The organism is Pseudomonas sp. Irchel 3F6, assembly GCF_900187595.1.
GTDB lineage: Bacteria > Pseudomonadota > Gammaproteobacteria > Pseudomonadales > Pseudomonadaceae > Aquipseudomonas > Aquipseudomonas siliginis.
In genome coordinates this window covers 48,902-74,541 of the sequence record NZ_FYDP01000006.1, presented here as the reverse complement: position 1 = coordinate 74,541, position 25,640 = coordinate 48,902, and the positions used below count along the sequence as shown (strand labels likewise).

General features: G+C 60.8%; 26 protein-coding genes, 1 pseudogene and 1 riboswitch. Of the genes and pseudogenes, 13 read left to right on the top strand and 14 right to left on the bottom strand.

The genetic code is table 11. The features are described 5' to 3' along the window. Window positions 1-24 precede the first annotated feature (24 nt). From CKW30_RS19720 to CKW30_RS19710, 3 genes are all read right to left on the bottom strand, one after another. Window positions 25-1,914, bottom strand: coding sequence for a DUF1302 domain-containing protein (locus tag CKW30_RS19720; RefSeq protein ID WP_056790239.1), 1,890 nt, complete (start codon window positions 1,912-1,914; stop codon window positions 25-27). A gap of 337 nt (window positions 1,915-2,251) precedes the next feature. Continuing rightward, complete coding sequence (locus tag CKW30_RS19715) at window positions 2,252-3,934, bottom strand: fatty acid--CoA ligase (RefSeq protein ID WP_095181670.1); 1,683 nt, start codon at window positions 3,932-3,934, stop codon at window positions 2,252-2,254. 268 nt (window positions 3,935-4,202) lie between these two features. Continuing rightward, entirely contained in the window at window positions 4,203-4,832 is a 630-nt protein-coding gene (locus CKW30_RS19710; RefSeq protein ID WP_095181669.1) for a LysE family translocator, read from the bottom strand. Between the two features lie 240 nt (window positions 4,833-5,072). Between CKW30_RS19710 and CKW30_RS19705 the strand changes: the two genes are divergently transcribed. The 3 genes from CKW30_RS19705 (at window position 5,073) to CKW30_RS19695 (ending at window position 7,906) form a co-directional block, all read left to right on the top strand. After that, a complete protein-coding gene (locus CKW30_RS19705; RefSeq protein ID WP_095181668.1) occupies window positions 5,073-6,038 on the top strand; it encodes a 2-hydroxyacid dehydrogenase in 966 nt (321 codons plus the stop codon). A gap of 32 nt (window positions 6,039-6,070) precedes the next feature. Beyond that, window positions 6,071-7,069 (top strand): class I SAM-dependent methyltransferase, encoded by a 999-nt coding sequence (locus CKW30_RS19700; protein ID WP_056790248.1) that lies wholly within the window; start codon window positions 6,071-6,073, stop codon window positions 7,067-7,069. A 40-nt stretch (window positions 7,070-7,109) separates the two neighbouring features. After that, window positions 7,110-7,232: riboswitch (yybP-ykoY riboswitch) on the top strand. A gap of 89 nt (window positions 7,233-7,321) precedes the next feature. Continuing rightward, window positions 7,322-7,906 (top strand): TMEM165/GDT1 family protein, encoded by a 585-nt coding sequence (locus CKW30_RS19695; RefSeq protein ID WP_016773243.1) that lies wholly within the window; start codon window positions 7,322-7,324, stop codon window positions 7,904-7,906. A gap of 157 nt (window positions 7,907-8,063) precedes the next feature. Here CKW30_RS19695 and CKW30_RS19690 read toward each other — a convergent pair whose 3' ends face one another. Further along, the gene (locus tag CKW30_RS19690; protein WP_016773242.1) at window positions 8,064-8,882 is read right to left on the bottom strand and encodes a M48 family metallopeptidase; all 819 of its coding nucleotides are present in this window, start codon (window positions 8,880-8,882) and stop codon (window positions 8,064-8,066) included. Window positions 8,883-9,133: 251 nt separating this feature from the next. Here CKW30_RS19690 and CKW30_RS27970 point away from each other — a divergent pair. Together CKW30_RS27970 and CKW30_RS27965 are read left to right on the top strand one after the other, a co-directional pair. Beyond that, window positions 9,134-10,420, top strand: a pseudogene (locus CKW30_RS27970) (HAMP domain-containing protein); the annotation flags it as partial. 12 nt (window positions 10,421-10,432) lie between these two features. Next, a complete protein-coding gene (locus CKW30_RS27965) occupies window positions 10,433-11,275 on the top strand; it encodes a methyl-accepting chemotaxis protein (RefSeq protein ID WP_370593580.1) in 843 nt (280 codons plus the stop codon). 205 nt (window positions 11,276-11,480) lie between these two features. On the opposite strand, the gene CKW30_RS19680 is transcribed toward CKW30_RS27965, so the two are convergent. The 3 genes from CKW30_RS19680 to CKW30_RS19670 are packed head-to-tail and all read right to left on the bottom strand — an operon-like array spanning window position 11,481 to window position 12,592. Beyond that, a complete protein-coding gene (locus tag CKW30_RS19680; RefSeq protein ID WP_095181666.1) occupies window positions 11,481-12,104 on the bottom strand; it encodes an SOS response-associated peptidase in 624 nt (207 codons plus the stop codon). Window positions 12,105-12,139: 35 nt separating this feature from the next. Then, window positions 12,140-12,400, bottom strand: coding sequence for a putative signal transducing protein (locus CKW30_RS19675; RefSeq protein WP_041479982.1), 261 nt, complete (start codon window positions 12,398-12,400; stop codon window positions 12,140-12,142). A 9-nt stretch (window positions 12,401-12,409) separates the two neighbouring features. Further along, window positions 12,410-12,592 (bottom strand): CPXCG motif-containing cysteine-rich protein, encoded by a 183-nt coding sequence (locus CKW30_RS19670; RefSeq protein WP_041479983.1) that lies wholly within the window; start codon window positions 12,590-12,592, stop codon window positions 12,410-12,412. Window positions 12,593-12,730: 138 nt separating this feature from the next. On the opposite strand from CKW30_RS19670, the gene CKW30_RS19665 reads away from it, so the two are divergent. After that, complete coding sequence (locus CKW30_RS19665) at window positions 12,731-13,897, top strand: 1-acyl-sn-glycerol-3-phosphate acyltransferase (RefSeq protein WP_041479984.1); 1,167 nt, start codon at window positions 12,731-12,733, stop codon at window positions 13,895-13,897. 132 nt (window positions 13,898-14,029) lie between these two features. Here the strand turns inward: CKW30_RS19665 and CKW30_RS19660 are convergent, their stop codons facing one another. Then, window positions 14,030-14,308: a hypothetical protein gene (locus CKW30_RS19660; protein ID WP_016770663.1), complete on the bottom strand. Its 279-nt coding sequence runs from the start codon at window positions 14,306-14,308 to the stop codon at window positions 14,030-14,032. A gap of 193 nt (window positions 14,309-14,501) precedes the next feature. On the opposite strand from CKW30_RS19660, the gene CKW30_RS19655 reads away from it, so the two are divergent. Next, entirely contained in the window at window positions 14,502-14,708 is a 207-nt protein-coding gene (locus CKW30_RS19655) for a hypothetical protein (RefSeq protein WP_095181665.1), read from the top strand. 348 nt (window positions 14,709-15,056) lie between these two features. Here CKW30_RS19655 and CKW30_RS19650 read toward each other — a convergent pair whose 3' ends face one another. Further along, window positions 15,057-15,641, bottom strand: a complete 585-nt coding sequence (locus tag CKW30_RS19650) for a YajG family lipoprotein (protein ID WP_039761315.1) — start codon at window positions 15,639-15,641, stop codon at window positions 15,057-15,059. 205 nt (window positions 15,642-15,846) lie between these two features. On the opposite strand from CKW30_RS19650, the gene CKW30_RS19645 reads away from it, so the two are divergent. Then, complete coding sequence (locus CKW30_RS19645) at window positions 15,847-16,080, top strand: hypothetical protein (RefSeq protein ID WP_095181664.1); 234 nt, start codon at window positions 15,847-15,849, stop codon at window positions 16,078-16,080. Window positions 16,081-16,783: 703 nt separating this feature from the next. After that, window positions 16,784-18,292, top strand: a complete 1,509-nt coding sequence (mqo, locus tag CKW30_RS19640) for a malate dehydrogenase (quinone) (protein WP_095181663.1) — start codon at window positions 16,784-16,786, stop codon at window positions 18,290-18,292. Between the two features lie 139 nt (window positions 18,293-18,431). Here mqo and CKW30_RS19635 read toward each other — a convergent pair whose 3' ends face one another. From CKW30_RS19635 to CKW30_RS19625, 3 genes are all read right to left on the bottom strand, one after another. Next, on the bottom strand, window positions 18,432-18,719 hold the full coding sequence (locus CKW30_RS19635; RefSeq protein ID WP_041479985.1) for a PA4642 family protein: 288 nt from the start codon (window positions 18,717-18,719) through the stop codon (window positions 18,432-18,434). A gap of 63 nt (window positions 18,720-18,782) precedes the next feature. Then, window positions 18,783-19,262: a hypothetical protein gene (locus tag CKW30_RS19630; RefSeq protein WP_056790257.1), complete on the bottom strand. Its 480-nt coding sequence runs from the start codon at window positions 19,260-19,262 to the stop codon at window positions 18,783-18,785. Window positions 19,263-19,442: 180 nt separating this feature from the next. Beyond that, window positions 19,443-20,000: a hypoxanthine-guanine phosphoribosyltransferase gene (locus CKW30_RS19625; protein WP_016773231.1), complete on the bottom strand. Its 558-nt coding sequence runs from the start codon at window positions 19,998-20,000 to the stop codon at window positions 19,443-19,445. Window positions 20,001-20,164: 164 nt separating this feature from the next. Between CKW30_RS19625 and upp the strand changes: the two genes are divergently transcribed. Next, window positions 20,165-20,803 carry a uracil phosphoribosyltransferase gene (gene upp, locus CKW30_RS19620; RefSeq protein WP_024014279.1) on the top strand — a complete coding sequence of 213 codons (639 nt, stop codon included), beginning with the start codon at window positions 20,165-20,167 and terminating at the stop codon, window positions 20,801-20,803. 2 nt (window positions 20,804-20,805) lie between these two features. Next, window positions 20,806-22,080 (top strand): uracil-xanthine permease family protein, encoded by a 1,275-nt coding sequence (locus CKW30_RS19615; protein ID WP_071173568.1) that lies wholly within the window; start codon window positions 20,806-20,808, stop codon window positions 22,078-22,080. Between the two features lie 106 nt (window positions 22,081-22,186). On the opposite strand, the gene hemH is transcribed toward CKW30_RS19615, so the two are convergent. Both hemH and CKW30_RS19605 read right to left on the bottom strand, forming a co-directional pair. Then, window positions 22,187-23,212 carry a ferrochelatase gene (gene hemH, locus CKW30_RS19610; protein WP_095181662.1) on the bottom strand — a complete coding sequence of 342 codons (1,026 nt, stop codon included), beginning with the start codon at window positions 23,210-23,212 and terminating at the stop codon, window positions 22,187-22,189. Between the two features lie 13 nt (window positions 23,213-23,225). Then, window positions 23,226-24,128 (bottom strand): TIGR01777 family oxidoreductase, encoded by a 903-nt coding sequence (locus tag CKW30_RS19605; RefSeq protein WP_056790263.1) that lies wholly within the window; start codon window positions 24,126-24,128, stop codon window positions 23,226-23,228. Window positions 24,129-24,325: 197 nt separating this feature from the next. Here CKW30_RS19605 and CKW30_RS19600 point away from each other — a divergent pair, with 197 nt between their 5' ends. Together CKW30_RS19600 and CKW30_RS19595 are read left to right on the top strand one after the other, a co-directional pair. Further along, window positions 24,326-25,312: an NAD(P)/FAD-dependent oxidoreductase gene (locus CKW30_RS19600; protein ID WP_095181661.1), complete on the top strand. Its 987-nt coding sequence runs from the start codon at window positions 24,326-24,328 to the stop codon at window positions 25,310-25,312. After that, window positions 25,309-25,524 carry a TIGR02450 family Trp-rich protein gene (locus CKW30_RS19595; RefSeq protein WP_076564097.1) on the top strand — a complete coding sequence of 72 codons (216 nt, stop codon included), beginning with the start codon at window positions 25,309-25,311 and terminating at the stop codon, window positions 25,522-25,524. The genes CKW30_RS19600 and CKW30_RS19595 overlap by 4 nt, the downstream gene beginning before the upstream one ends. Window positions 25,525-25,640 lie beyond the last annotated feature (116 nt).

Here is a 25,640-nt window from a genome sequence, read left to right as displayed (position 1 = left end):
TTCGTTCGTCCTGAAATGCAGTGCTTAGAAGTTCACGCCGAAGCTGAGCGCCACGAAGTCGCGGTCATCCACGGTGGTGTACTTGCCGTCGAAGAAATTGGTGTAAGCCAGGCTCGCGGTGTAGGTGTTCTGGTATTCGGCGTCGACGCCCAGGCTGACCGCTTTGCGACCTTCCTCGAAGTTGCCGCCAGGGCCTGGCGAGTAACCGCTGACGTCGTGGGACCAGGCCACGTTCGGCTTCAGGTTCACGCCAGCGAACACGTCGTTGTATTCCCAGATCGCCCGACCACGGTAGCCCCACGACATCGACGTGGTGAAGCCGTCGTTTTCGCAATTGCGGCTGCGGTTGTTCTGCGGCGAACCGGGACCGGCGCCGTTGATCGTGCTGTTGTTGAGGATGTTGGCGCAGGTATCGACTGTGCCAGTAGCCGGCAACTCACCCGGACCGTAGACCGGATCACGGCCGTAACGCTTGTCGGAACGGCTTTCCAGGCCACCGACGTAGGTGGCGCCGACTTCACCGACGAGGGTCAGACGGCTGGCGCCCATGACCTGATCGAAGAAGTGCGTGAAGGTCGTCTGGATCTGGGTGATTTCCTTGCGCTCATAGCCGTGCAGGTCCTGACCCGGCACGCCAGTGAGCAACGAAGCGTTGGTCAGCGCGCCGCCCAGTGGACGCACGCCGGCAAACAGGATGTCGGTGGAGTTCAGTTGCACCGGCGCGTTCGGACGATAGCTGATCTCACCGCTCCACGCCGTACCGGTAGGCAGAGTGGTGGAGAAGCTCAGACCGTAGAGGCGAATGTCTTCCGGGTATTCGATGAAGTAGTTCGAGTTGCCCGCGACCAGCAGGGGTGCGAGTGCGGCGAACGGCCCCGGCAGCGCGGCGGCAGTGTTGTAGACCGACTGCGGTGCGCCGGTTGCACTGAAGATCGGCGCACGGCTGTGGTAGTTCATGAAGTAGGCGCCGAACTCGGTGTCGAGTGGCTCGAACATGTATTTGAGGGACGCGCCCCACTGCCCGCTGTCGCGCGCGTCACGGTCCGGCCCACGGCGCACCAGCACGCCTTCTTGGTCGACGTTCACACCGTTGGCGGCCAACGGCCCCAAAGCGATCGCCGGAATCTGCGAACGCTTGTTCAGTACGCGCAGATTGCTGTCGCAACCGTCAGCAACGATGTCCGGCTGGGAGAAGAAGGTGCCGCAGTTGTCGACGACGGTCTGGTCCCATTCCAGTTGGTAGAACGCTTCGGCCGAGAGGTTATCGGTGAGGCTCTGCGACACGTAGAACATGTTGACCGGAATCAGGCCTTCCTTGATCTCGGCGCCCGGACGACGGAACGCGGAGACGTCGATCGGGTTGATCGAGTTGATGCCGCCGCCGATGAAGGTACTTTCACCCCAGCTCACTACCTGCTTGCCCAGACGCACGGAGCCCGGCTGATCGGCAATCGCGTAGTTGTGGTAGACGAAGGCGTCGAGGATCTGCCCGCCGGAGGACTTGGCGCCCTCTTTGCGGTTGCTGTCGCTGATGTCCTTGAATTCGCGGCTCTCGTCCTTCAGTTCGAAGTCGTACCAGTATTTGCCACGGACGAACACGCCGGTGTCGCCGTATTTCAATTCAAGGTCATGGATGCCCTTGAAGATCTTCGAAAAGGTTTCGCCGCTCTTGAAGTTGGCGTGCCCGTCATCGGAAGTCTGCGACAGGCCACGGCCGCCGTTGTTGACGCCGATAAGGTTCTTGTTCGGGCTCTGAGTAGACCAACTGGCGCCGATCGACAGGGACGAGTCGAACTGGCCTTCGATTTCACCGACGTTGAAACTGACGCCGAATGCAGGCCCGGCGAGCGAGGAGGCAAGACTGACCGCCAGAGGCAGTTTCGCCCGGCGCCAGAACTGGTTTACTGAGGTCATCGACGCTACTCCATGTGCATTATTGTTATGGCAGTGAGTACTTTTAAAAACGCTGTGGAGGACCGGGCGCCAGGGCTGCCCGAAATCGTTCCAGAGTTGCTCGCCCCGTTCAGTGCGTGTGCTCCGTTTTCAAAAAGTCCTTGAGCGGACTATAGCCAGCGGGTGGTAGTGCTTGATCCCTCTAAAGTGTGATTTGCAGCCGCCAACCACTCTGGAACAGTCCTTTCGCCAGTCCGACACACGTCGGCACGGCAAGGATGGCTTATTTTTTCGATTTCACAAGCCAAGCGCTTGCTTGGTGGGTCTGGCGCGCCGGTTTCGGCGCGCCAGCAGTCACTTACAGTGTCGAAAGGAAGGTGCTGTTGTTGGCCTGCCATTCGGTGATGTCGAGGCGGATGCGCTTCTTGTCGAGCTTGCCGACACTGGTCTTGGGAATTTCGGTAACAAGGGCGATCTGACTGGGGATCGCCCACTTGCTCAAGTGTCCCAGCTCGACGAACGGCTTGAGGTGTTCCTTCAGTTCCCGTGCACCGATCACCTGCCCTTCGCGGACCACCAGCAAGGCAAACGGGCGCTCGCCCCACTGCGGATCGGCGATGCCCACCACTGCTACTTCGCGTACCGCCGCATGGCGGCTGATGAGGTCTTCGAGGTCAAGGGAGGAGATCCACTCGCCGCCGGTCTTGATCACGTCCTTGATGCGATCACGAATATCGATCACGCCCATGCTGTCGAGCGTGGCGACGTCACCAGTGTGCAACCAGCCACCGGCCCAGAGCTCGGCGCCCTTCTGCGGTTCATTGAAATAGCCTTCGGTCAGCCACGGCGCGCGCAGCACCAGTTCGCCCTGGGTTTCACCGTCGGCCGGAAGGAAGTTGCCGTCGCCGTCGACAATCGCCGCTTCGACCAACGGCCCCGGTACACCGGCCTTGATCCGGTAAGTGGTGCGCTCGTCTTCGCTGCCGGCCATCAGTTCGTCGTTGAGGTGCGCGCAGGACACCAGCGGCCCGGTTTCCGACATGCCGTAAGCGGCTGTCAGCTGAATGCCACGGGCCTTGGCGTTTTCATAAAGACTGCGATTGAGTGCGCTGCCGCCGATGACGATCTTCCAGCCGCCGAAGTCGGCACCCTGCGCGGCTTTGGCGTTGAGCAGCATCTGCAGGATGGTCGGCACGCAATGGGAAAAGGTGACCTTCTCCTTGCGCCACAACTCCACCAGATACTCCGGATCGTAGCGCCCCGGATAAACCTGCTTGAGCCCGAGCATGGTCGCCACGTACGGCAAACCCCAGGCGTGGACGTGGAACATCGGCGTGATCGGCATGTACACATCGTTGGTGCCGAGCAGCCGTACGCTGTCGATCGAACCCATGATCGTCGCCACGCCGATGGTGTGCAGCACCAATTGCCGATGGGTGAAATACACGCCTTTCGGATTGCCCGTGGTGCCGGTGGTGTAGAACGTGGTGGCGACCGAGTTTTCGTCGAAGTCCTGGAAATTGTATTGCGCACTCGCAGCGGCCAGCAGTTGCTCATATTCGCCGACGAGGTTCGGCAGCGCTGCGGTTTTCTCCGGCAGATCGCTCAGCAGCAGGGTTTTCTCCACCGTGGTCAGCTGCGGCGCTATGGCCTGATACAGCCCGACGAACTCGCTGTTGACCAGCACGAAGCGGTCCTCGGCGTGGTTCATGGTGTAGAGGATCTGTTCTGGCGACAGACGCACGTTGATGGTGTGGATCACCGCGCCGATCATCGGAATGGCGAACATGCATTCCAGATAACGGTGGCTGTCCCAGTCCATCACCGCCACGGTGTCACCGGCCTTGACCCCGGCAGCCGTGAGCACGTTGGCCAGCCGCGCAACCCGCTCGATCAGGGTCGGATAGCTATAGCGCAACTGGTCGCGGTAGATGATTTCGCGGGTTTTCTCGTAACGGGCGCCGGACATCAGCAACCGTTTGATCAGCAATGGATACTGGTAGGCCCCATCGGCCGGCGGAATGACCCGAGTCTGCAACATAAGAATCCCTTTTCTGACTGCACGGTGTTGGCGGAGAGATTCGTACTCTAGTGCGCCTGCATGACAGTCAAATCAGCCAAAGGAATGATTTGCAGAGCCGTACAAATGCTAGCTTTGCGCCAGCACCCCAGGTATCGGGAAATTGGATATGGCCCCTGTAGGAGCTGCCGAAGGCTGCGATCTTTTGATTTGCTTATGAAAAGACAAGATCAAAAGATCGCAGCCTCGTTGCACTCGTCAGCTCCTGCAAGAGAACAATGCGGCCCGGTCAGTGCATCTCGGTAAAAGCGATTTTCACGCCGAGAGCGATCAGCACCGCGCCCATGGTGCGGTCGAACCAGTGGCCCATGCGGGCGAAGCCGGCGCGCACGCGTTGCTGGCTGAACAGCATCGCCACCAGGCAGAACCAGATCGCCGTCGCCACCGCCAGGTAAACGCCGTAACCGGCCTGCACCGCCAGCGGTGTGTGCGGGTTGATCACCACGGTGAACAGCGAGAGAAAAAACAGCGTGGCTTTCGGGTTCAGGCCGTTGGTGACGAAGCCCGAGGTAAACGCGCCCCGCGCGGTGCGTACGCCGGTTTCCCGGTGCAAATCATCGCTGACGGTTTTCGCCGGTTGCGCGCGCAAGGCCTTGAAGCCGATGTACAGCAGGTAGGCCGCCGCCGCCCACTTCAGCGCGTTGAACAGCACGATCGACTGCGACACGATCAGACCGATGCCGAGCAACGAATAGCCGACATGCAGGAAAATCGCCGAGCCCACGCCCAGCGCGGTCCAGGTGCCGGCGCGGCGCCCGTGGGTCACGCTCTCGCCCACGACGACTGCAAAGTCCGGGCCAGGGCTGGCGACGGCGAGCAAGTGGATCAGGGCAACGGTCAAGAACTCGGTCCAGTACATGGGGGCTCCTCAGGATTCGAATGTTCACACTGGGCTCATTGCCGAATGCTTTCCCTGTGGGAGCGAGCCTGCTCGCGAAAGCGCTGGGTAAGCCAACAGAGATGTTGACTGGGCCAGAGCTTTCGCGAGCAGGCTCGCTCCCACAAGAGTTCAAGGCATCTCGGTGTCGAGTAACCAATTGTTTCATCTGGTAGGCTCGGCAGAGTACGCCCTCCGCTCACAGCACAAAAGGTACAGTTGATGACGAACACGCGCCGCGCGGTATTCCTTGATCACCCTTCGCTGGATCTCGGCGATCTGGACCTCGGTCCGTTGCGCGAATGCTTCAGCGACTTGCAGCTGTTCGCCCAGACTCTGCCGGAACAGGTCAGCGAACGCCTGCACGGCGCCAGTGTGGCGATCACCAACAAAGTCGTGATCGACGCTGCTGCCATAGCCGCCAACCCGCAACTGAAACTGATCCTGATCAGCGCCACCGGCACCAACAACGTCGACCTCACTGCCGCCCGCACCCACGGCATCACCGTGTGCAATTGCCAGGCTTACGGCACGCCGTCGGTGGCGCAACACACGATCATGCTGCTGCTCAACCTCGCCACGCGCCTGGCCGACTATCAGAAAGCTGTGAGCGCAGGCCGCTGGCAGCAGGCGAAACAGTTCTGCCTGCTCGACTACCCGATCGTCGAACTGCAAGGCAAAACCCTCGGCCTGCTCGGGCATGGCGAGCTCGGTGGCGCCGTGGCGCGATTGGCCGAAGCGTTCGGCATGCGTGTGTTGCTCGGACAGATTCCGGGGCGCCCTGCTCGACCGGATCGCCTGCCGCTGGAAGAACTGCTGCCGCAGATCGACGCCCTGACCCTGCACTGCCCGCTCAACGAGCACACCCGGCATTTCATCGGCGCCCGCGAACTGGCCTCGATGAAGCCTGGCGCATTTGTGGTCAATACCGCCCGGGGCGGCCTGATCGATGAGCAGGCGCTGGCCGACGCTTTGCGCAGCGGTCATCTCGGCGGTGCGGCCACCGATGTGTTGAGTGTCGAGCCACCGACCCAGGGCAATCCGCTGCTCGCCGCCGATATCCCGCGCCTGATCGTCACCCCGCACAACGCCTGGGGCAGCCGCGAGGCACGCCAGCGTATCGTCGGGCAACTGAGCGAAAACGCCCAGGCGTTCTTCAGCGGTGAGGCGCTGCGGGTCGTCAGTTGATAAACTGCGGCACTTTTTTTCAAGGAGCAGTTATGGATCCGCGCAGTGAAGTACTGCTTCGTCAGGCCGAGTTATTCCAGGGTTCGCTGCTGTTGGCCGGCCTGCCCGCCGATGATTTGCTCGGGCGTCTGCCGAATGCGTTCGGCTGGTGCTGGCACGCTGGCGATCAAGCCGCGCTGGATGCACGTTTCGAGGGCCGCAGCCAGTTCGGCGTAAACGTGCCCGAGCGTGAGTTCGACAGCGCTGTGGTGTTCCTGCCCAAATCCAAGGACCTCACCGATTACATCCTCAACGCCGTGGCGTCGCGTCTGGCCGGGCGTGAGGTGTTTCTGGTCGGGGAAAAACGCAGCGGCATCGAAGGCGCATCCAAACAGCTCAATCCGTTTGGCAAGCCACGTAAACTCGACAGCGCCCGGCACTGCCAGCTCTGGCAAGTCACCGTGGCCAATGCGCCTGAAGCGAAATCCCTGGAAAGTCTTGCGCAGACCTACGAACTGCCCCTGGCCGAAGGGCCGTTGAAAGTCATCAGTTTGCCGGGCGTGTTCAGCCACGGTCGACTGGATCGCGGCAGCGCCCTGCTGCTGGAGCATCTGGACAAACTGCCGAGCGGCCATCTGCTCGATTTCGGTTGCGGCGCCGGCGTGCTCGGGGCTGCGGTGAAACGTCGCTATCCGCACAATCAGGTGACGTTGCTGGATGTCGACGCGTTCGCCGCCGCCAGCAGCCGTCTGACCCTGGCCGCCAACGGCCTGGAGGCGGAAGTGCTGACCGGCGACGGCATCGATGCCGCGCCGATGGGTTTGAGCGCGATTCTGAGCAATCCGCCGTTCCATGTCGGCGTGCACACCGATTATTTCGCTACGGAGAACCTGCTGCGAAAAGCGGCCAAACATCTGAAAAACGGTGGCGAACTGCGCCTTGTGGCGAACAGCTTTCTCAAGTATCAGCCGTTGATCGAGGAGCACCTGGGCGTGTGTGCGATCAAGGCTGAAGGCAACGGTTTCCGGATTTACCGGGCCAAGCGCGGTTGAAAATTTGTTCTTGCCCAATCGGATTTGCCTAGGCAGAATCCGCTCCGTCCTAGGGGAGTAGTCTCCCACGAGCGCCAAGCTCGTCCGGCATACGTCAACATACTTGATCCTCAGATCATGGCGTATGCGACCCAAGCGTCCGCACCAGACGGATCGCAGGGTTTGACAAGACCTATGACACGCACACCTTACCCGGGGCGGGAAGGCTGTACGTGTCATAGCCGTGTCGACCCGCCCCTTAGGAAATCCCTGATGCTGGACTCGCTACTCGTTCCCACCGCTATCGTTGCCTTGGCCGAAATCGGCGACAAGACGCAACTGCTCGCGCTGATTCTCGCCGCTCGCTTTCGCAAACCCTGGCCGATCATTGCCGGGATTGTCGCCGCGACTTTGGCCAACCACGCAGCAGCCGGTGCGGTAGGCGCCTGGTTCGGCAGTTTCTTCTCCGACGCCGTTCTGCACTGGATCCTCGCCGCCAGCTTCGCCGCCACGGCACTGTGGACACTGGTCCCGGACAAGATGGATGACGACGAGGCCAGCACGGCGCGCAAGTTCGGGCCGTTCCTGACCACACTGATCGCATTCTTCCTGGCGGAAATCGGCGACAAGACCCAGATCGCCACGGTGATGCTCGCCGCGCAATATCCGGAACTCTGGCTGGTGATCATCGGCACCACAGTGGGCATGCTGATTGCCAACGTGCCGGTGGTACTGGCGGGTAACTTTGCCGCAGAGAAACTGCCGCTGACCCTGATCCGCCGCCTCGCGGCTTCGGCGTTCATGATTCTGGCGATTGTTGCGGTTTATAAAGCGATGCAGAGCAGCGGCTGGGTTTAACCCCGTCTACTGAACTACCCAAAACCTGTGGTGAGGGGATTTGAAGGATCGTTCCCACGCTCTGCGTGGGAATGCCTCAAGGGACGCTCCGCGTTCCAATGGGACGCAGAGCGTCCCGGGCTGCATTCCCACGCAGAGCGTGGGAACGATCATTGGCTCAGGACTTCGGGGCTTTTTCGTACAACGGCATCACCTTCGGAATGGCTGCCTGCAACGCAGCAATGCGGCTGCTGGATGCCGGGTGAGTGCTCATGAATTCCGGTGGCGCGCCTTCGGAAGCCTTGCTCATCTTGTCCCACAGGGTGATCGCCGCGTTCGGGTTGTAACCGGCGCGGGCGGCCAGTTCCAGGCCGATCAGGTCGGCTTCGTTTTCGTTGGCGCGGCTGTTGGGCAAGGTCATGCCGTAGTTGGCCACGGTGTCGGCCAGCGCCAGGCTGTCCTGGCCCAGACCGAACAAAGCGCCGGCGCCCTGCTTGGCCATTTCCATGCCATAGGCTTTGGACATCGCCTCACGGCCGTGCTCGCGCAGGGCGTGGGCGATTTCATGGCCCATGACCGCAGCGATTTCATCGTCGGTGAGTTTCAGGCTGTCGATCAGCCCGGTGTAGAAAATGATCTTGCCGCCGGGACCGCAGTTGGCGTTGAGCTCATCGCTCTTGATCAGATTGACTTCCCATTGCCACTGCGCCGCGTCCGGGCGGAAGGTTGGCGCCTGGGCGATCAAGCGGTTGGCGATGGTCTGCACGCGTTTGGCTTCCGGGCTGGTCTTGTCCAGCACACCTTTGCTCGACGCCTCGCCGACAGTCTTCTGATACGACTGTGCGTACATCTGGTCGACCTCTTGCGAGGACAGCATGCTGAACATGTACTGCTTGCGCTCCACGCCCACGGCGCCGCCGCTGGTGGTGTTGACCGACTGACAACCGGCCAGCAACAGCGCTGCGCTCAAAGCACTTACCACTAATGTCTTGTTCATTCAAAAGCTCCCTGAAAACCTGAGGCGTATCCTAGGCGGCTAATTGTATTGGCGCCAGATACAACGGACGCATTGCGCGTACATCCACCTAAGGCCGCAAGACTGGCTGGAAATTCCTCGACGCGCATTGAATCCGCCGTGCATCGATCCATCAGCGACATCGCGCGGCGATTCCGACCAACGTCTCTCATGGCCCCGCACACCCCGCCGATAAATCCCTCGCAGATTGTCCTCTTGCGTGCGGAGCTCCCATGAAGTTCAAGTCGATCCAGTTTTCCGTCGCCGCCCTGGCCGGCGCCATCGTCCTCAGCGTGGTCGCGGCGCTGGTGCTGTACGCGCTGTTCTCCGGCGCCCGCACTCAAGAAATGGTGCAACAGCGCACCCAGGCGCAGTTCGAGCAAGTCATCGAACAGCGCCTGACCTCGCTGGCGCAGACCCAGGTCAGCCAGATCCAGCGCGAACTCGAAGCGCCGCTGCTGATTGCCGGCGGCCTGGTGCGCGTCAACGCCCTGCTCGGTACAACCGGCGCCGACGGCCAGCCGCGCCTGAGCGTCAGCCGCGAGCAACTGATCAGCCTGATCAAGGAAAACGTAGAAAAGAACCCGAAGGTTCTCGGCACCTACATCGGCTGGGAAAAAAACGCACTGGACCACAATGACGCGGCCTACATCGGCAGCGCCGTGGTCGGTATCGATCCAGCCAATGGACGTTTCCTGCCGTGGTGGTTCCGCAATACCGACGGCAGTCTGGGCGTGGACAAACTGGCCGATGTCGACGATCAGAAAACCTTGTCCACCGGGGTGCGCGCCAGCGAGTACTACCTGTGCTCGAAAGAGACGAAGAAAGCCTGCGTGATCGACCCGGCACCGTACAAGGTCGGCGACAAGATCGTCATGCTCGCCTCGTTCATTGAACCGATCATGGTCAACGGGGCGTTCCAGGGCATCGTCGGCGCCGACCTCTCGGTGAACTTCATTCAGGACATGCTCCTCGCCGCCAACCATAAGCTTTACAGCGGCGCCGGTGAAATGGCCCTGGTCGGCGGCAATGGGCGGATCGTTGCCTACACCAAGGACTCGAGCAAATTCGGTGAAAAAGTCAGCGACATCCTCGACGCCGAACAGGCCAGCAATCTCGCCAACCTCAAGCGCGACGAGGTCACCTATTCGGTGAATCAGGCCAAGGGCCGCATCGAACTGTACCTGCCGTTCGGCATCGGCCAGACCGACGCACGCTGGACACTGATGCTGCAATTGCCGCTCAACGCGGTCATGGCCGATCTGCAAACCCTGCAGGCTGATCTTGATGCCCAGCGCAAGTCCGACACCTTCGGCATGGCGATGGTCGGCCTGATCATCGCCGGCATCGGCCTGCTGGTGATCTGGCTGGTGGGCCACGGCATTGCGCGGCCACTCAAACAAATGGTCGCCATGCTCGATGACATCGCGCAGGGCGAAGGCGATCTGACCCGGCGCTTGAGCAGCGACCGCAGCGATGAACTGGGCTCGATTGCCAAAGGCTTCAACACCTTCCTCGGCAAGTTGCAGGCGATGATCACCCAAGTGGTGACCTCGGTGCAGAGCGTCAGCGATTCCTCGGAACACACCGCCGACATCGCCATCCGCACCAACATCGGCGTGCAGAAACAAATGGCCGAAATCGATCAGGTGGCCACAGCGGTGCAGGAAATGACCGCCACCGCCCAGGATGTGGCGCGCAACGCCACCCAGGCCGCACAAGCGGCAAGCCACGCCGATCAGGCCGCCAGCCAGGGCATGCAGATCGTCCGTGACACCTCGAATTCGATTGGCGTACTGGCGGTGGAAATCGGCAAGGCTGTCGAGGTGGTGCAGACCCTGGCCAAGGACAGCGAAAACATCAACGCCATCCTCACCGCCATTCGCGGCATCGCTGAACAGACCAATCTGCTGGCACTGAACGCGGCAATCGAGGCCGCCCGGGCCGGCGAGCAGGGTCGCGGTTTTGCCGTGGTCGCGGATGAGGTGCGCAATCTGGCGCAGAAAACCCAGAAGGCCACCGAAGAAATCCAGAGCATGATCCAGCAGTTGCAACAGGGCACGCGCGATGTGGTGCGCGTGATGGAAGACAGCCAGAACCGCACCGACGAAAGCGTGCAGCACGCGGCGAAAGCGGCCGAAGCGCTGGAGACGATCACCCAGGCCGTGTCGGTGATCAACGACATGAACACGCAGATCGCCAGTGCGGCAGAAGAGCAAAGCGCAGTGGCCGACGACATCAACCGCAACGTGATCAACATCGGTCAGGTGGCGAATGAAGTGGCCGGCGGTGCGGATGAATCGAGCTCGGCGAGCGCCGGCTTGACCAAACTGGCGGAACAGCAGCGGCGGTTGATCAATCAGTTCAAGGTCTGAAAGATCAAGAGCCCCTCACCCTAGCCCTCTCCCGGAGGGAGAGGGGACCGACCGCGATGTCTTGCGCTATACATCGACCTGAAAAAAACAGTCGATTATGGATTCACAACAGATCGTTCAGGTCGGTGTACCTCTGAAGTATCCCCATTCGGCTCCCTCTCCCTCCGGGAGAGGGCTGGGGTGAGGGGCTTTTGATCCACGCAAATCAAGCCGGGGTCAAACACTCCGGCCCGTTCAACTTCGGATCATTCACCAGATTCGCCAACACCCGCTCACGCAGCGCCGCCGGTTCACTGGCGAGCAAACCCTGCAACACATGGAGCGGCGTTTCGGGATCAAGCCAGGCAGCCTGCCCCGCTTCATCGAGAATCAACGGTCGCCGCTGACTCGCCGCCGATTGAGTGATCACTGCCGTGCTCAGCCAGACCTGTTCCTGCACCGGATACGCTTCCCAGATCGCGGCGAAAAACAACGATGAGCCCTCCCCCGGCGTCAACCAGTACGGTCGCTTGCGCTGGGTGCCGCGCCATTCGTAGAAACCGTTGGCCGGCAGCAGGCAACGCCGCAGACGCAGCGCCTCACGAAACATCGGCTGCTCGGCCACGGTTTCGGCGCGAGCATGGGCCGGGGTCTTCGACAGATCGGTCAGCCACGGCGGTGTCAGGCCCCAGCGCGCACGGGCCAACGTGCGCTGGCCGTCTTCGTCGGCACGCAGCATCAACACCGAATCATTGGGGGAAATGTTCCACTGCGCCTGTTGATCGGCGGGAAAACCTGGCAGGACCGCAAAGTCGCGGTTCCAGCGAAACAGGGCATAACGTCCACACATGGGGCAACATAACTCTGAATAAAACCAGCGCCAGCCTAACAGACCAGCGTCCCGGGGAAGCTCTCCGGTTCGTCGCCGTGCAGCGGCAGCGCGGCATTGTACAAGTTGATCAGCTCGCGGGCGTATTCGGCCTGATCGTTATCCACCGACAGCCCGAGCAGGCCGAAGATCGGCAGTTCACCCGTACCGCCCACCAGATCACAGCCGATCAGGTGCGCCTCGATTCCTTCGTTGGCGAGCATGCCCTTGAGCATCTCCCCTTCCATCAGGTTCGCCGGTTCGTAGATGCGCTGCATACGCGGCCCTCACTCGTTTTCGCTGAAGACTTCCAGATGCCACTCGTCTTCATGGACTTGCAGGACAAAGGTGATCGGACGACAGCACACCTGGCAGTCTTCGATATACGTTTGATCGCCGCCGGACAAATCCAGCGTGGTCTCGACTTCCTCACCGCAATACGGACATTCATACCGTGCATCTTCCAGCATCGCGGTCTCCCAAGTGACTTGTGCGTATAATCGCCGGTCTATTTGCAGGGCTATTTTTGTCTGGCTACTTTTCAGACCGTGCCCTGCGGGTTTTCGATCAAACCCTTTACTTACCCTAGCCGTTTCCAACAAGAGAGCATGATGGGCGAATTCGATGCCATCCGACCTTACGACGACAGCGAAGTACCTGCGGTACTGGCAAGGCTGCTCGGCGACAAGGCGTTTCTAGATATCCTCACCCACTTCCGCTTCCCGCGTTTTGCCGGTGCCTTCGGCTGGATGCTCAAACCTCTTATAGCCCATCGGCTGCGTCGTGAGTTTGCCGACGTGAATTCCGTGGCTACCTTACAGGACAAAGTCGAGTTCTACGTCGACCACACCATCGAGCGCGCCACCGACGGCGTGACCTATACCGGTGTCGAGCAGTTCAAGTCCGGCAGCGCCTACCTGTTCATCGCCAACCACCGGGATATCGTCATGGACCCGGCCTTCGTCAACTACGCGGTGTACCACGCCGGCCTGCCGACGCCGCGCATCGCGATTGGCGACAACCTGCTGCAGAAGCCGTTTGTCAGTGACCTGATGCGCTTGAACAAGAGCTTCATCGTCCACCGTTCGATCACCGGCCGTCGCGAAAAAATGGCGGCGTATCAATTGCTGTCGGCGTACATCAATCACTCGATCCGCAACGATTGCGCCTCGATCTGGATTGCTCAGGCTGAAGGTCGGGCGAAGGACGGCGACGACCGCACCGAGTCGGCGATCCTCAAGATGTTCCACATGAGCCGCAAGGACGAGCCGTTCGGCGAAGTGATCCGCTCGCTCAACGTGACGCCGGTGTCGATCAGCTATGAGTACGACCCCTGCGACCAGGCCAAGGCCCGCGAACTCTACATCCGCGCCACCACCGGCACCTACGCCAAGGCGCCGGGCGAGGATGACGTGAGCATTGCCAAGGGCATCACCGGCTACAAGGGCCGGGTCCACGTGAACTTTGCCGCGCCGATCACTGAGGTGTTCGAGGACACCAAGCAATTGGCGATCGAGATGGACAAGCAGATTCTCGGCGGCTACCGGCTGTTCCCGGTGCATTACCTGGCGTACGCGCAGTGGGCGGATGCCGATCCGCAACTGAATGTGCCGACGGCGGCCGAGGTGTTCCCGGCTGACGAACTGGCCAAGGCGCAGGATGAGTGGCAAAGCCGTCTGGACGCCTGCCCCGCTGAGCATCGTCCGTACCTGGTGCTGCAATATGCGACGCCGGTGCGCAATCAGTATCGGGTCAAGGCTGGGTTGCCGCTGTAGGCAACGGCTGTGGCGAGGGGATTTATCCCCGTTGGAGTGCGCAGCGCTCCCAAGTTTTTACCTGAGAAAAACGGGGCCTGCTACGCAGTCCAGCGGGGATAAATCCCCTCGCCACAGGGTTTGCTTTTGCTTTCAGAAGCGCGTGCTGATCCACGAGACGATCAGGGCCAGGCCCAGGCAAGCAAATCCGAAGCGATAGAAAAACCGGTTCATGCGCAACGTCGCCCAATCGAGCATCGGCTCGGCATTGGGCTGCGCCTGGCGCTGGGCGGCGAGACTGGCCTGGGCGCGTTGCTCACGGCGGCGGGTCGCGTGCAGCAGCCAGCTGCCGGGAAAGGCCAGCAGCAAGGCCAGCAGGTTGATCAACTTGGCGGGATGGGCGGTAAACAGCGTCATCAAGTGCAGCGACATCACAGACCTCGAACTTAACCGGTGTGGCAGACGCCAGACCGACGACCGCGGCGCGGATTCTACCCAAACCCTGACGCCCTGCCCCAGCCTTTGCGACAAATAACCTGACAATCGACCGATGGCTGTCCTGTGTCATGGCATCGTCACGTGGATGCTTCACCCTGCGCGCCTCGAAACCCGAATGGAATGCGACATGCTGCACGCGGAAAACCAGGATCGCCTGTACCTCATCACTCCTTACGACGACCAGCAAAGCCTGATCGGCAGCCTTGCCTTCAACGTGCAGGATCGGCACTGGCTGGTGTATTGCGCGCTGGGCGGGCATCAGCATGCGGACCTGCCCGAGACAGATTTGTTGACTGGCGTGAGCGTGCTCGATTTTTATTCTCAGGCTGCCTGAACGTCAAAAGACCCTCACCCTAGCCCTCTCCCAGAGGGAGAGGGGACTGACCGAGGTGTTTGCGGTAGATACGCCGACTTGAGATACCGCGCCGAATTCAGGTTTTGAAGCACACGCGATCGGCTCCCTCTCCTTGGGGAGAGGGGACTGACCGAGGTGTTTGCGGTAGATACGCCGACATGAGATACCGCGCCGAATTCAGGTTTTGAAGCACACGCGATCGGCTCCCTCTCCCTCGGGAGAGGGCTGGGGTGAGGGGAATCGATTTCCCATACGACACAAATCTCAGATCCACAAAAAAGCCCGGAACCATCACTGGCCCCGGGCTTTTTCATATTCGCCGCAAGCTTACTCAGCGAGCACCTGACCCACGGTCGGGTCCTTGAACAGACGCGTCAGTGCGTCACTCAATACATCGCTGACCAGTTTGGTATTGGTCTCCTGATTCGGCGCCATGCCGAAGCGCTGGTCCAGCGACGCACCGTAACGGCCGCTGTAACGGCGGTTGGCGTTCTGCACGTCGGAGCGGAATGTCGCACCGATGGTGGCTTCGGTCACGTACATGCCTTCTTTCGGCGACTGGTATTTCAGCTCGGCCAGGGTCACGGTCAGCTGCGGCGCGTTAGGTGCGCTGGTGGTCGGGGTGAAGCCGAGCAGACGTACGGCAGCTTCGGCCTGGGCCTGCAGCTTCGGCAGGATCTGCTCGCGCTGCACGGTGATGGCGCTGGTTTCCGGATACAGACCGCCACGGGTACCGAGGGTCGGCGACGGACGACCGTCGACCACACGCACGATGACAGGCTGGCCGCGACCGACCGCTGGCAATTGCGTGGTCAGCTTTGGCTCCGGATTCAGTTGTTGCGGGCTGTGGGCGCAGCCGGCGAGGGTCAAACCGGCGACAGTGATCAAACCGAACAACAGGCGTTGCAACATGCTCTTCTCTCCAGAATCAGGCACAAACAGGCCGGCAGTATAGCGGTGGGCCACTGCGCGTAACCAGCGTCGCACAGTGAATACTGAAATGTCTGACAAACCCCGCCGAAAGCGGTTCCTGTCACACATTCTTCACCGTCCATACACCGCGACGTCACGGCCCACCGGCAAGCTTCACAGCAGTCCTCCTTCAAGGAACTCTGCCATGCGTTATCTGATCTCGCTGTTCGCCCCACGCCCGCTGCATCGCAGCTTTGCCCTGCTCGACCGCAACGGTCATTGCCAGGCCTTCAAGAAGTGCAGCCTGCAACCGATGGGCGACGACTGGGTGGAAATCGAAGAAATCCGCCTGACCTGGCTGAACCAGCCGCTGCCCGCCAGCGCCCGGGTCGTACCGCGACAAATGCGCGCACGGGGTCAGGTGCAGTTGAGCATCTGACCGGATGCCTAATAAAAGTCATTAAACACGAGCAACTGCGCGCATTTCTTCGCTACAATCTCCCCCCGATTATAAGGACGTCTCCTGATCGGGCCCCGCAACAGCGTCAATGCGCATGCATCGACATCAAAATCGCCCACAGAGAGCCGCCCACACAGATCGAGTGAAGTTGGCGCGCTTGCCTGTTCTTCCGGCAAAAACCCGCTTTTCGCGAATCTGCAGAGCTGTCATTCGCTCGGCCACCGCGTTGTTTTGCCCTAGCGGGCAGGTGCCAGGCCAAGGCAGCCCTTTTTGAGGTTCACGTCTTCAAAAGAGCGTGAAAAAAACGGGTTTTCACAACTTCACAAGAGTGTGGCGAGCAAATGAATAGTTTTGCGTCTGAACATGCACCATTAGCGTCTGAAACAGCCCAACGACACAGGACCGGGTATACCTCGAACATCGGAGCCTGAAGCCTGTCCGCTACGGATTTGGTTGCACGAAAACGGATGACTCGACCATAAGTCGAATTGCCAGCCCTGCGCGAAAATGCGTTCATGGAACGCTTGAAACCAGGCCGCACGCATCCGTCGAAGTTGCGAAAAATTGCGAAGATTCGGACATGGCCCACCTGACCACGGATAGCCCGGGCCCACTGACCTGCCCTGGAACGCCTGGCAGCCATGCCGACAATTTGGTGCTGCAGATTTGGGAGACGCGTTAAATGGCGCATAACGAAGCAGTCGACGTAGTTCTGGTAGGGGCCGGCATCATGAGTGCCACCCTGGCCGTACTGCTCAAAGAGCTCGACCCCGCGATCAAGCTGGAAGTCGTCGAGCTGATGGATTCCGGCGCCGCCGAGAGTTCCAATCCGTGGAACAACGCCGGTACCGGTCACGCCGGCCTGTGCGAGCTGAACTACACGCCGCAGGCCGCCGATGGCAGCGTCGACATCAAGAAAGCCGTGCACATCAACACCCAGTTCGAGGTGTCGAAGCAGTTCTGGTCGTACCTGACCAAAAAAGGCACGTTCGGCTCGTGCAAATCCTTCATCAGCCCGGTTCCGCACCTGAGTTTCGTTCAGGGCGAAAGCGGTGTGTCGTTCCTCAAGGAGCGCTTCAATGTCCTGAGCAAGCACCACGCGTTTGCCGACATGGAGTACACCGAAGACAAAGGCAAGATGGCCGAGTGGATGCCGCTGATGATGCCGGGCCGCTCGCCAAACGAAGTCCTCGCCGCCACCCGTGTGATGAACGGCACCGACGTCAACTTCGGCGCCCTGACCAATCAGTTGCTCAAGCATTTGAGCAGTGCCCCGGACACCCAGGTCAAATACTGCAAGCGCGTGACCGGCCTCAAGCGTAACGGCGCCGGCTGGACCGTCAGCATCAAAGACGTCAACAACGGCAACACCCGCGAAGTCGACGCAAAGTTTGTCTTCCTCGGTGCCGGTGGCGCGGCCCTGCCGTTGCTGCAGGCTTCGGGCATCGAAGAAAGCAAAGGCTTCGGCGGCTTCCCGATCAGTGGCCAGTGGCTGCGCTGCGATAACCCGGAAGTGGTCAAGCACCACCAGGCCAAGGTTTACAGCCAGGCGGCCGTAGGTTCGCCACCGATGTCGGTGCCGCACCTCGACACTCGCGTCGTCGACGGCAAGAAATCCCTGCTGTTCGGGCCATACGCCGGGTTCACCACCAAGTTCCTCAAGCATGGCTCCTTCATGGACCTGCCGATGTCGGTGCGCGCCGGCAACATCGGGCCGATGCTGGCGGTGGCGAAAAACAACATGGACCTGACCAAGTACCTGGTCAGCGAAGTGATGCAATCGATGGAACAGCGTCTGGAATCCCTGCGGCGTTTCTACCCTCAGGCGAAAGCCGAAGACTGGCGCCTGGAAGTGGCCGGCCAACGGGTGCAGATCATCAAGAAGGACCCGAAAAAGGGCGGCATCCTGCAGTTCGGTACCGAACTGGTCGCGGCGAAGGACGGCTCCCTCGCCGCCCTGCTCGGCGCTTCGCCAGGCGCGTCGGTGACCGTTTCGATCATGCTCGAACTGATCGAGAAGTGCTTCCCGGCCAAGGCGTCCGGCGAGTGGGCAAGCAAACTGGCCGAGATCTTCCCGGCCCGTGAAAAGGTTCTGGAAACCGATGCTGCGCTGTATCGCAAGATCAACACGCAGAACAACATCGCCCTGGAACTGGTTGAAGAAAGCAGCGAGACGCCAAGCTTCGCTTGATCTTGCTGCATGAAAAAAACGCCCCGATCGGGGCGTTTTTTTATGGCCTTGAAAAGAAAAAGATCGCAGCCTTCGGCAGCTCCTACACGGGATTGATTTACACCCTGTAGGAGCTGCCGCAGGCTGCGATCTTTTGATCTTAAGAGCGGGACTTTTCGATCAGCTCGATGTAGTCCGGGGCGTTGCGCTGATCGGCGATCAGGTCAACAAAGGTCTTGCCCTGCTCATCCTTGCCATCAACGTCATAACCCGCCGCAACGAAGAAGCCCAGAAAGCGCTCGAAATCATCGATGCGCAAACCGCGATAGGCCTTGATCAGTTTGTGCAGCGACGGCGAAGTGGCGTCGACCGGCTCAAAATCGAGGAACAGCTTGATCTGCTCATCGCCGATCTCGTCACCAATCACTTGTTTCTTATCTTTACGCATTGCCGACTCCAGCTCGCAGACATGACACGGGGCGGGCAGTTTACCCTTGCCCGGCCGCCCGGCTCAACGCGGACGAATCGCCCCGGTATGAAGATCGGCCCAGATATGGCCATTGGCATAACTGAGGAACTGCACATACACCGTGTCGTTGCGCAGCAGATCCATCACCACGCGGTACTGAGCGAGCGGATAGAACAGCGTCAGGGTTTTGCTTTTGTCGTCGTAGGCCGGTTTTTTCAGGCTTTTGCTTTCGCCGTCGAAACTCACCAGCACCTGGTTGATGTTCGCGCCTTTGTTCAGAGACTTGCCCTTGAGGCGGATCAACAAGGATGAGGTGACCGGAATCGGCTGCTGATTGGACTGGCGCTGCGCACCGACCACCACCGAATACTCGCTGACTTGCAGCAGTTGCTGCTGCTCGGGTTCAGCGTCGCGCAGGGTCAGATCGTCCGGCGGCAGGAACTGGCTGTGCATCGGCGCGGCGGACAGCGGCAGGCTGAGGGACAGCAACAGGGCGGCGAGACTGCGGATCAAGAGGCGCATGACAGGCTCCGGGGGGCGGGGCCGAGCACTCTAGCATGGCTGTCGCGCAAGGATCAGCACACACAAAAACAACTGTGGGAGCGAGCCTGCTCGCGAAAGCGGTGTGTCAGTTTTCAATGATGCTGACTGACACGACGCCTTCGCGAGCAGGCTCGCTCCCACAGGGGGCAATGCAGGTTCTTACATGCCTTTAACGGCGTAAATCCCGTTGGCGTTGCGCCAGTAGCCTTTGTAGTCCATGCCATAACCGAAGATGTAGCGGTCGATGCACGGCAGGCCGACGAAATCGGCTTTCAGGTCAGGACGTGCCTTGCGGTCGTGGTCCTTGTCGATCAGCACGGCGGTGTGCACTTTGCGTGCGCCGGCGTGTTTGCAGAAGTCGATGATCGCGCCCAGGGTATGACCTTCATCGAGGATGTCGTCGATGATCAGCACGTCGCGGTCGATGAACGAGACTTCCGGCTTGGCTTTCCAGAACAGGTCGCCGCCGCTGGTTTCGTTGCGATAACGGGTCGCGTGCAGGTAGGACGCTTCCAGCGGGAATTGCAGATGCGTCAGCAGTTTGCCGGAGAAGATCAGGCCGCCGTTCATCACGCAGAAAACCACCGGATTGCTGTCAGCCAGTTGTTCGTTGATTTGTGCACCGACGCGGGCGATGGCCGCCTCGACTTCAGACTCGGTGTACAGGCAGTCAGCCTCTCGCATGATTTGACGGATATGCTCGAGATCAGCGGACATGGCGCTCTCCAGGGGTTGGCGGAATTGGAAAAGCGGGCAAAGGTACGCATCCCGCGAGGTCGAATCAAGCTCTTATGGACTAACGTACAGAATGTCCTATAGGACATCACCCTCGGATAGATTAATCTAGGCCGGTTTTTTTGCCCGCCGCCGGAGCCTTTCCCATGCCCATCCTCGAGATCCGCCATCCGCTGATCCGTCATAAACTCGGCCTGATGCGCCGCGCAGACATCAGCACCAAGAATTTCCGCGAGCTCGCTCAGGAAGTCGGCGCCCTGTTGACCTATGAAGCTACAAAAGATCTGCCGCTCGAATCCTACGACATTGCCGGTTGGTGCGGCACCGTGTCGGTGGAGAAAATCGCCGGCAAGAAGATCACCGTCGTGCCGATCCTGCGTGCCGGTATCGGCATGCTCGAAGGCGTGCTCAGCCTGATCCCGGGCGCCAAGGTCTCAGCTGTGGGCGTTGCCCGCAACGAAGAGACCCTGCAAGCGCACACCTATCTGGAAAAACTGGTACCGGAAATCGACGAGCGCCTCGCGATGATCATCGACCCGATGCTCGCCACCGGCAGCTCCATGGTTGCCACCATCGACCTGCTGAAAAAGGCCGGTTGCCGCGACATCCGCGCCATGGTCCTGGTGGCCGCGCCGGAAGGCATTGCTGCGGTCGAACAGGCGCACCCGGACGTGACCATCTACACCGCGTCCATCGATGAACGTTTGAACGAGCACGGCTACATCATTCCTGGGCTTGGCGACGCCGGTGACAAGATCTTCGGCACCAAGCAGAAGGACGCGTGACCATGCAGCAAGAGTTCAACGATCCGCTCTGGCGCACGGTGCTGTCCGGCGCGCAGATGCTGTTCGTGGCCTTCGGCGCCTTGGTGCTGATGCCGCTGATCACCGGCCTGGACCCCAACGTGGCACTGTTTACCGCGGGTCTGGGGACGATCCTGTTCCAGATCGTCACCGGACGTCAGGTGCCGGTGTTCCTGGCCTCGAGCTTCGCTTTCATCACGCCGATCATTCTCGCCAAGGGCCAGTTCGGCCTCGCCGCGACCATGGGCGGGGTGATGGCGGCCGGTTTCGTCTACACCTTCCTCGGCCTCGCCGTGAAGATCAAAGGCACCGGCTTCATTGACCGTTTGCTGCCGCCGGTAGTGATCGGTCCGGTGATCATCTCCATCGGCCTGGCCATGGCGCCGATTGCCGCGAACATGGCGATGGGCAAGGCCGGCGACGGCAGCGAGCTGATCCACTATCAGACGGCGATGATGATTTCCATGCCGGCGCTGCTGACCACGCTGATCGTGGCGGTGTTCGGCAAAGGCATCTTCCGTCTGGTGCCGATCATTTCCGGCGTGCTGGTGGGTTTTGCCATGTCGTTCTATTTCGGCGTGGTCGACACGGCGAAAATTGCTGCAGCGCCATGGTTCGCTCTGCCGCACTTCACCGCGCCGGAGTTCAACTGGCAGGCGATTCTGTTCATCGTTCCAGTGGCACTGGCCCCGGCGATCGAACACATCGGCGGCGTGATTGCCGTGGGTAGCGTGACCGGTCGCGATTACCTGAAGAAGCCGGGCCTGCATCGCACCCTGCTCGGTGACGGCATCGCCACCACGGCCGCCGGCCTGTTCGGTGGCCCGCCCAACACCACTTACGCCGAAGTGACCGGCGCGGTGATGCTGACCAAGAACTACAACCCGAAAATCATGACCTGGGCGGCGATCTTCGCCATCACCCTAGCGTTCATCGGCAAGTTCGGCGCGCTGCTGCAAAGCATTCCGGTGCCGGTAATGGGCGGGATTCTGTGCTTGCTGTTCGGTTCGATCGCGGCAGTGGGCATGAACACCCTGATCCGCCACAAGATCGACCTGGGCGAAGCGCGCAACCTGGTGATTGTTTCGGTGACGCTGGTGTTCGGTATCGGCGGCGTGCTGGTTGGCACCGGCACCGGTCCTGATGACTTCGGCCTCAAAGGCATCGCGCTGTGCGCGGTGGTGGCGATTGCGCTGAACCTGATCCTGCCGGGCAATGATGGCTGGAAGCAGAAGAAGGCGGATGAGCCGCTGATCTAAGGCTTTCGGATCTTCATCGCCTGACAGATAGCATTCGCGAGCAGGCTCGCTCCCACAGGTCTGGAATGCATTTCAACCTGTGGGAGCGAGCCTGCTCGCGAAGCTTTTAAAGGGCCAGCGGCGCTCGTTCGCAGAGGGTCGCCAGCGCCTTGGCCCATTGCGGGTCGTCGTTCAGGCACGGCACCAGCACCAACTCCTCGCCCCCCGCTTCGCGGAACTGTTCCCTACCGCGATCGCCAATCTCTTCCAGCGTCTCGATGCAATCGGCGACGAACGCCGGGCACATCACCAGAATCTTTTTCGTCCCGCTTTTGGCCAGTTCATCCAGCCGCGCTTCCGTGTACGGCTCGATCCATTTCGCCCGGCCCAGGCGCGACTGAAACGACACCGACCATTTGCCGTCCGCCAGCCCCATGCTTTTGGCGAAGGCGGCGGCGGTACGGAAACACTGCGCGCGATAACAGGTTGCCAATACCGCCGGCGAGGCGGTCTGGCAGCAATCGGCGCCTTTGAGACAGTGATTGCCCGTCGGATCGAGTTTGCTCAGATGGCGCTCAGGCAAGCCGTGAAAGCTCAGCAGCAGATGATCGTAGTCCTGCTGCAGATGTGGTCGAGCGCTGGCGGCCAGCGCCTCGATGTATTCCGGCTGATCGTAGAACGGTTGCAGGATCGACAACTGCACGTCGAGCTTCTTCTCGCGCAGCACGCGCCGGGCTTCTTCGATCACCGTGGTCGTGGTGCTGTCGGCGAACTGTGGGTACAGCGGCGCCAGAGTGATTTTCCTGTGCCCGGCCTTCACCAACCGCAGCAGACAGGTCTCGATCGACGGCTCGCCATAGCGCATCGCCAGATCCACCGGGCCGTGTTTCCACGTGCGGGTCATCTGCTCTTGCAAGCGGCGGCTGAGCACCACCAGCGGCGAGCCCTCTTCCCACCAGATCGAGGCATAGGCATGGGCCGATTGCTCGGGACGCTTGATCAGGATCAGCGACACCAGCAGCCGCCGCAGCGGCCATGGCAGGTCGATCACGTAGGGGTCCATCAGAAATTGATTGAGGTAGCTGCGCACATCGGCCACCGAGGTGGAGGCCGGAGAGCCCAGGTTGACCAGAAGCAAAGCGTGATCGGTCATGCAACGTCCTATTTCAGAGGCGGCTGGAGAGGTCATCCAGAGCCGCGCGTAAATCCGTAAAGCGGAAGCTGAACCCCGCTTCCACCAGGCGTGCCGGCGTCGCACGCTGGCCGCCGAGCAATAACAGTGACAGCTCGCCGAGCATGACTTTCAGCGCCAGGGTCGGCATCGGCATGAACGCCGGGCGGTGCAACACACTGCCCAGGGTCTTGGCAAATTCGCGGTTGCGCACAGGTTTCGGCGCGCAGGCATTATAAGGACCGCTGGCCTGATTCCGGTGCAGAAGAAAATCAATCAGGGCGATTTGATCGTCGATGTGAATCCACGGCATCCACTGCCGACCATTGCCCAAAGGCCCGCCCAGCCCGAGCTTGAACGGCAGCAACAGCCGCGACAAAAAGCCGCCCTCAGCCGACAGCACCAGACCGGTTCGCACCAGTACCACGCGGATGCCGAGGTTTTCGGCGCGCAGGGCGGTTTCTTCCCAGGCGATGCACAACTGACTGGCGAAGTCGTCGATGCCCGGCGGTGATTCTTCAGTCAACTCGCGTTCGCCACCGTCGCCGTACCAGCCGATCGCCGAGCCGGAAATCAGCAGCGACGGTTTCTGCGCGCGAGTTTCCAGCCACGCCAGCAGCGTTTCCGTCAGGGTGATGCGGCTGCTCCACAGCAACGCCTTGCGACGATGGGTCCAGGGGCGGTCGGCAATCGGCGCGCCGGCGAGATTGACGATCGCATCCAGCGGCTCTTCGCCGAGGTCCTCCAGACGCGAAATTCCGCGCACCTGCGCGCCGCAGATCTGCGCGACTTTTTCCGCGCGGCGACTCCACACCGTCAGCCGATGGCCCTGCTCCAGCCAGTGCCGGCAGAGCTGACGTCCGATCAAACCAGTACCGCCGGTCAGCAATATGTGCATGACATCTTCCTCGCGTGGCGTTTAACCCGGATCACTAGTCTATTTTTATAGGCAGGGATCTTTTCGATCGGGCAGGCTCTATGGTTTAACAATAGGCCAAGCTGTCAGAACGAGAACGCTAGAAGTTATACCAAAAAACAGAATTGTACAGGTTTCATCGACGGCGTAGTCTGTACAGAAAGGTAAACGAGGCCCCTATGACTGTACCTATCGCAATCATCGGCACCGGCATCGCCGGGCTCTCCGCCGCTCAGGCTCTGACAGAGACCGGGCATACCGTCCAACTGTTCGATAAAAGCCGCGGCAGCGGCGGGCGCATGTCGAGCAAGCGTAGCGACGCCGGCTCGCTGGACTTGGGCGCTCAATACTTCACCGCGCGCGACCGGCGCTTCGTCACCGAAGTGCAGCGCTGGCAGAGCCGGGGCTGGGCCGCTGAGTGGACGCCGCAGCTGTACACCTTCCAGGGCGGCCAACTGAACATGTCGCCGGACGAGCAGACCCGCTGGGTCGGCACGCCGCGCATGAGCGCCATCACCCGTGGCCTGCTCGATGGCCTGGACGTGCAGTTTGCCTGCCGCATCACCGAGGTCTATCGCGGCGAAGAACACTGGCATCTGCAGGACGCCGACGGATGCACCCACGGCCCCTTCAGCCATGTGGTGATCGCCACACCGGCACCGCAAGCCACCGCGCTGCTGGCCGCCGCACCGAAACTTGCCGGCGTCGCTGCCGGGGTGAAAATGGAGCCGACCTGGGCCGTCGCCCTCACCTTCGAAACCCCGCTGGATACGCCAATCGAAGGCTGCTTCGTGCAGGACAGCCCGCTCGACTGGCTGGCGCGCAACCGCAGCAAACCCGGGCGCGACAGCACTCTCGACACTTGGGTGCTGCATGCAACCAGCGCCTGGAGCCGGCAACACATCGACCTCTCCAAGGAAGCAGTAATCGAACATCTGCACGGTGCGTTCGCCGAACTGCTGCACAGCGCCATGCCTGCGCCGACCTTCAGCCTCGCCCACCGCTGGCTCTACGCCCGCCCCGCTACCGGCCACGAGTGGACCACGCTGGCCGACGCCGACCTGGGCTTGTACGCCTGCGGCGACTGGTGCCTGTCGGGCCGCGTTGAAGGCGCTTGGCTGAGCGGTCAGGAGGCTGCACGTCGCTTGCACGAACACCTGCAATGAATCGCATCAATCCGCGCAAATTGCTGCTGTCGAAGTGGACAGCAGCCCACCCGCAAAATCGCGAAAAACATTTTCTGGTCACCGAACTGATCCGCGACGAGGAAGGTACGGTGCTGGAAGTTGAATTGCAGGCGGTGCTGACCCAGCGTAGCGAGCGACTGGATTGGCAGGTGCTGAAAGACAGCGAGCACTGGTTACTGGGCTGGAAATAGATTTCCCTTGTGGGAGCGAGCCTGCTCGCGAAAGCGCTGTATCAAATGCAATTTCATTCACTGACCCACCGCTTTCGCGAGCAGGCTCGCTCCCACATATTCAGCGCTGTAGAAAA

Coding starts and splice junctions, on each gene's coding strand:
- CKW30_RS19655 (WP_095181665.1), top strand. CDS start 14,502: ATGCTGCACGCGGAAAACCAGGATCGCCTGTACCTCATCACTCCTTAC.
- CKW30_RS19700 (WP_056790248.1), top strand. CDS start 6,071: ATGGATCCGCGCAGTGAAGTACTGCTTCGTCAGGCCGAGTTATTCCAG.
- CKW30_RS19665 (WP_041479984.1), top strand. CDS start 12,731: ATGATGGGCGAATTCGATGCCATCCGACCTTACGACGACAGCGAAGTA.
- CKW30_RS19680 (WP_095181666.1), bottom strand. CDS start 12,104: ATGTGTGGACGTTATGCCCTGTTTCGCTGGAACCGCGACTTTGCGGTC.
- CKW30_RS19675 (WP_041479982.1), bottom strand. CDS start 12,400: ATGCAGCGCATCTACGAACCGGCGAACCTGATGGAAGGGGAGATGCTC.
- CKW30_RS19705 (WP_095181668.1), top strand. CDS start 5,073: ATGACGAACACGCGCCGCGCGGTATTCCTTGATCACCCTTCGCTGGAT.
- CKW30_RS19710 (WP_095181669.1), bottom strand. CDS start 4,832: ATGTACTGGACCGAGTTCTTGACCGTTGCCCTGATCCACTTGCTCGCC.
- mqo (WP_095181663.1), top strand. CDS start 16,784: ATGGCGCATAACGAAGCAGTCGACGTAGTTCTGGTAGGGGCCGGCATC.
- CKW30_RS19720 (WP_056790239.1), bottom strand. CDS start 1,914: ATGACCTCAGTAAACCAGTTCTGGCGCCGGGCGAAACTGCCTCTGGCG.
- CKW30_RS19630 (WP_056790257.1), bottom strand. CDS start 19,262: ATGCGCCTCTTGATCCGCAGTCTCGCCGCCCTGTTGCTGTCCCTCAGC.
- upp (WP_024014279.1), top strand. CDS start 20,165: ATGCCCATCCTCGAGATCCGCCATCCGCTGATCCGTCATAAACTCGGC.
- CKW30_RS19660 (WP_016770663.1), bottom strand. CDS start 14,308: ATGTCGCTGCACTTGATGACGCTGTTTACCGCCCATCCCGCCAAGTTG.
- CKW30_RS19615 (WP_071173568.1), top strand. CDS start 20,806: ATGCAGCAAGAGTTCAACGATCCGCTCTGGCGCACGGTGCTGTCCGGC.
- CKW30_RS19605 (WP_056790263.1), bottom strand. CDS start 24,128: ATGCACATATTGCTGACCGGCGGTACTGGTTTGATCGGACGTCAGCTC.
- hemH (WP_095181662.1), bottom strand. CDS start 23,212: ATGACCGATCACGCTTTGCTTCTGGTCAACCTGGGCTCTCCGGCCTCC.
- CKW30_RS27965 (WP_370593580.1), top strand. CDS start 10,433: ATGATCACCCAAGTGGTGACCTCGGTGCAGAGCGTCAGCGATTCCTCG.
- CKW30_RS19695 (WP_016773243.1), top strand. CDS start 7,322: ATGCTGGACTCGCTACTCGTTCCCACCGCTATCGTTGCCTTGGCCGAA.
- CKW30_RS19690 (WP_016773242.1), bottom strand. CDS start 8,882: ATGAACAAGACATTAGTGGTAAGTGCTTTGAGCGCAGCGCTGTTGCTG.
- CKW30_RS19670 (WP_041479983.1), bottom strand. CDS start 12,592: ATGCTGGAAGATGCACGGTATGAATGTCCGTATTGCGGTGAGGAAGTC.
- CKW30_RS19595 (WP_076564097.1), top strand. CDS start 25,309: ATGAATCGCATCAATCCGCGCAAATTGCTGCTGTCGAAGTGGACAGCA.
- CKW30_RS19625 (WP_016773231.1), bottom strand. CDS start 20,000: ATGTCCGCTGATCTCGAGCATATCCGTCAAATCATGCGAGAGGCTGAC.
- CKW30_RS19600 (WP_095181661.1), top strand. CDS start 24,326: ATGACTGTACCTATCGCAATCATCGGCACCGGCATCGCCGGGCTCTCC.
- CKW30_RS19635 (WP_041479985.1), bottom strand. CDS start 18,719: ATGCGTAAAGATAAGAAACAAGTGATTGGTGACGAGATCGGCGATGAG.
- CKW30_RS19715 (WP_095181670.1), bottom strand. CDS start 3,934: ATGTTGCAGACTCGGGTCATTCCGCCGGCCGATGGGGCCTACCAGTAT.
- CKW30_RS19645 (WP_095181664.1), top strand. CDS start 15,847: ATGCGTTATCTGATCTCGCTGTTCGCCCCACGCCCGCTGCATCGCAGC.
- CKW30_RS19650 (WP_039761315.1), bottom strand. CDS start 15,641: ATGTTGCAACGCCTGTTGTTCGGTTTGATCACTGTCGCCGGTTTGACC.